This is a genomic window from Mesorhizobium sp. M7A.F.Ca.CA.004.06.1.1 (genome assembly GCF_003999135.1).
Lineage (GTDB): Bacteria > Pseudomonadota > Alphaproteobacteria > Rhizobiales > Rhizobiaceae > Mesorhizobium.
Window position 1 is genome coordinate 1 of the sequence record NZ_RZPQ01000695.1, and the last position, 3150, is coordinate 3150.

The 3150-nt window shown below is 61.0% G+C and carries 3 protein-coding genes; 1 reads left to right on the top strand and 2 read right to left on the bottom strand.

From position 1 onward, the window contains the following. Together EN906_RS28520 and EN906_RS28525 are read right to left on the bottom strand one after the other, a co-directional pair. Positions 1–245, bottom strand: a 245-nt coding sequence (locus EN906_RS28520) for a beta-propeller fold lactonase family protein (RefSeq protein ID WP_164777426.1), incomplete at its 3' end; no start/stop codon positions are given. Between the two features lie 21 nt (positions 246–266). Further along, on the bottom strand, positions 267–1496 hold the full coding sequence (locus tag EN906_RS28525; protein ID WP_127268108.1) for an ABC transporter substrate-binding protein: 1230 nt from the start codon (positions 1494–1496) through the stop codon (positions 267–269). A 259-nt stretch (positions 1497–1755) separates the two neighbouring features. Between EN906_RS28525 and EN906_RS28535 the strand changes: the two genes are divergently transcribed. Continuing rightward, on the top strand, positions 1756–3150 hold a 1395-nt coding region (locus EN906_RS28535; protein ID WP_245484351.1), incomplete at its 3' end, for a (5-formylfuran-3-yl)methyl phosphate synthase.

The following is a 3150-nucleotide window of genomic DNA, read 5'->3' on the forward strand; positions in this document are numbered from 1 at the left end:
GTATCGATGATCTGGACCGTATCGTCATCGCTGGCGCATAGGTAGACGAACTTGCCGTCATGCGAGATGGTGATGCCGCGAGGTCTCTGGCCGACTTCAACTGTCTTCACCACCTGCATCGTCGCCGTGTCGACGACGGTCATCGTGTTGTCCTTCTCGTTGGAAACGTAGGCCGTATAGGCCGATGCCGGACTGGCCGTCAGGCCGGCCGCGAGAATGGCGAATGCGCAAGCTCGTTTCTGCACGCAAATTCCTCCCGATTGACTCTACTTGAGAGCGCATTTCGTTTCCGGCTGATCGACACCGAGCGTGTCGAGTTCGGAGACTTGGTGAAGATAGCCCTCTTGTGGCGATGTCGAGACGACGGACTTGGTATCGCCAAGCAAGATCGGCTGGCGAAGCTGGAGGTTCCATTTGCGGAAGGTCAGCTTCTGCCCCTTGAAAGCAGCAACCGAAAAGTCGTCCGAGCGCATGTAGTCGCTGATCTTTTTCGCATCGTCGCCCTTGGTGCGCGTGGTGGCCTCGCCGACGGCACGCACCGCCGTCCAGGCCGACATGTCCTTTGAAAGCATCCGCCGGCTCGCCGTCTTCAAGAAGCGGCTCTGCATCTGGATGCCGCCCCATTGTTCGCTGGCGGGATGCCATGACGATGCAACCAGACCGGCCGTGCCGGCGACCAGCCGCGGCGTCCAGGTGCGATAGGGCACGTAGGTCCCGAAAACCTCGCTTTCGTCCGCGACAAGCACCACGTCATGCTCCGGGAGATCTTGCGTGAACACGGAAATCTGCTGCTGTATCTGCGTGGCGCCGGTGTCGGTGCGCCTGGCTGTGCCGGTATCCTTGAATTCCTTCTCGGCGACGATCTGGCCGCCGAAGCGGGTTGCCGCGCGGCGCAACGCATCGGCGTAGAGACGATCCTGCTCATGCGATCCATACAGCAGCACCCAATTCGGCCACTTCTTCACCATGAGATACTGCGCCAGCGCATCGGCCAGCATGCTGCGCGTCGGCGCGACATGGAAAACGTTGACGCGGCAGTCCTCCTCGCGAAGGCTGTCGTCGGTGGCGCCGACGTTGAAGATCAGCACGCCTTTGTCGCGGGCGATGTCGGCGATCGACAGCAATTGTTTGGCTGAAAGATCGGCGACCACATAGCGGTCGCCCTTGGCGATCATGCCTTCGAATGCCTGAACCGCGTCGCCGTCGGGCTTGATCTCGGTCACGTCGAGGCTGAATTTCTGGTTGGTGAACTTTCCGGTCGTATTGTTGTCGCCGATCGCAACCTCGGCGCCGGCGACACCTTCGTCACGTGGCGGCAGGTCGAGCATGGAAAGCGTCAATTGCGGTGCGTAGGCCCGCAAATAGCCTATCTTGATTTCGGTTGTCTTTTTTTCCGGCTTCGCCACCGTTTCCTGGCCTGTCGCGTCGGAAACGTTGACGGTCAGGGAAAAAAAGCACAAAAAGGCAGCGAGAGTGCCTGGCACCGCGCTCGTCATCGATAGTAATTACCCATTCTTGCGCAAAGGTTCGACGGTTGCCGGACCCGCGCCAAGTCAAGGTGCCCATGATCAACTTAGCCGACCCGCAAAATTTATCAAACCCTATCGAAAGACTTTTCGCGCCTGCCAGAACGGTGCGGAAGGTCGCCGGCGTCGATTCGCATGGCAACACCGGCGAGACGTGGCGCAGGGGGATCGACTGCCTCTATAAAAACGTCTTGTCCTCCAAACTGGAGAAACTGTTCAAGTGACCAGAATGCTGGCAAGCGTCACCGGCATCGAAGAGGCGGAGATCGCTCTTTCTGGAGGTGTCGACATCGTCGACCTGAAGGACCCGAAGGCGGGAGCTCTGGGCGCGGTGTCCACGGAAACCATGCGCCGAACGATTTCGTTCATCGCTGGTCGGGCTCCGGTCAGCGCGGTCTGCGGCGACCTGCCGATGGAACCCGAAACGATCCGCATCAAGGCCGAAGAGATCGCGGCGACCGGCGTCGACTATGTGAAGATCGGGTGTTTCCCTTCGGCGAATATCTCTGCCTGCGCACAGGCGCTCGAACCGCTCGCCGCACGAACGAAGCTGATTGCCGTGCTGTTTGCCGATCTGGCGCCGGACTTCGAGCTTCTGCCGATATTCGCCAGGCATCGCTTCCATGGCGTGATGGTCGATACCGCGCAAAAGGGGAAGGGCCGGCTGCTCGATCATCTGCCGCCGGAGCGTATTCCGGGATTCGTCGACCGAACGAAATCGCTCGGTCTGATGGTCGGCCTGAGTGGATCGCTGGAAGCTCCGGATATTCCGCGCCTATTGCCTTTCGCTCCCGATTTTCTCGGCTTTCGGGGGGCGCTGTGTGGCCATTCCGGTCGCACGAGTTCGATCAGCGCCGAGGCGGTCTCGCAGATTCGAGAGTTGATCCCGGCGGAATCCGGGACCGGCGGTCAATCGAGTATCGACTATCGCCTGTTGGCGGCGAGAGGCTATTCGCCGGACACCGACCCGACATTGGGCACGGACAGGATTTTTGTGCGGGATTTTGTTCTGCCGGTCCAGATCGGTGCCTACAGCTTCGAGCATGGCCATACTCAAAAAGTGCGCTTTGATGTGGCCGCCGACGTGCTGCAAATCACCGACCATCCCGAGGACATGCGCCATGTGTTCTCTTATGACATCATCATGGACGGCATTCGCACCATCGTCGCGCGGGGACATATCCAGCTCAGCGAGGCTTTGGCCGAGCAGGTGGCAGCGCACGTCCTGGAGAACCAGCGTGTCGTGCGTGTCACGGTAAGGGTGGAGAAGCTCGAGCTCGGCCCTGGCGGCGTCGGCGTCGAGATCGAACGCAAGCGCCAATCGGCGGGACGCGGCGCTGCCTCCGGCACTGCCGGCCGAAAAGACCGGAGCGTTGTTTTCCGGCCGCGCCAGGAACGCCCCGAAATGCTCCGACGGGCCATCGTCAAGCTTGGCGGCAGCACGGCCCATGCGGCGGAGATGAAGAGCTGGATCGCAGCGCTGGCGGGTTCCAGGCTGCCGATCGTCATCGTGCCCGGCGGCGGCCTCTTTGCCGACCATGTGCGCGAGACGCAGACACGCATGGATTTTTCCGACGCCGCCGCGCATGCCATGGCGATCCTGGCCATGGAGCAGTTCGGCCAT

What these genes read in the sequence shown, in the direction of transcription:
- EN906_RS28525 (WP_127268108.1), bottom strand. Translation starts at nt 1,496, where the DNA reads ATGACGAGCGCGGTGCCAGGCACTCTCGCTGCCTTTTTGTGCTTTTTT.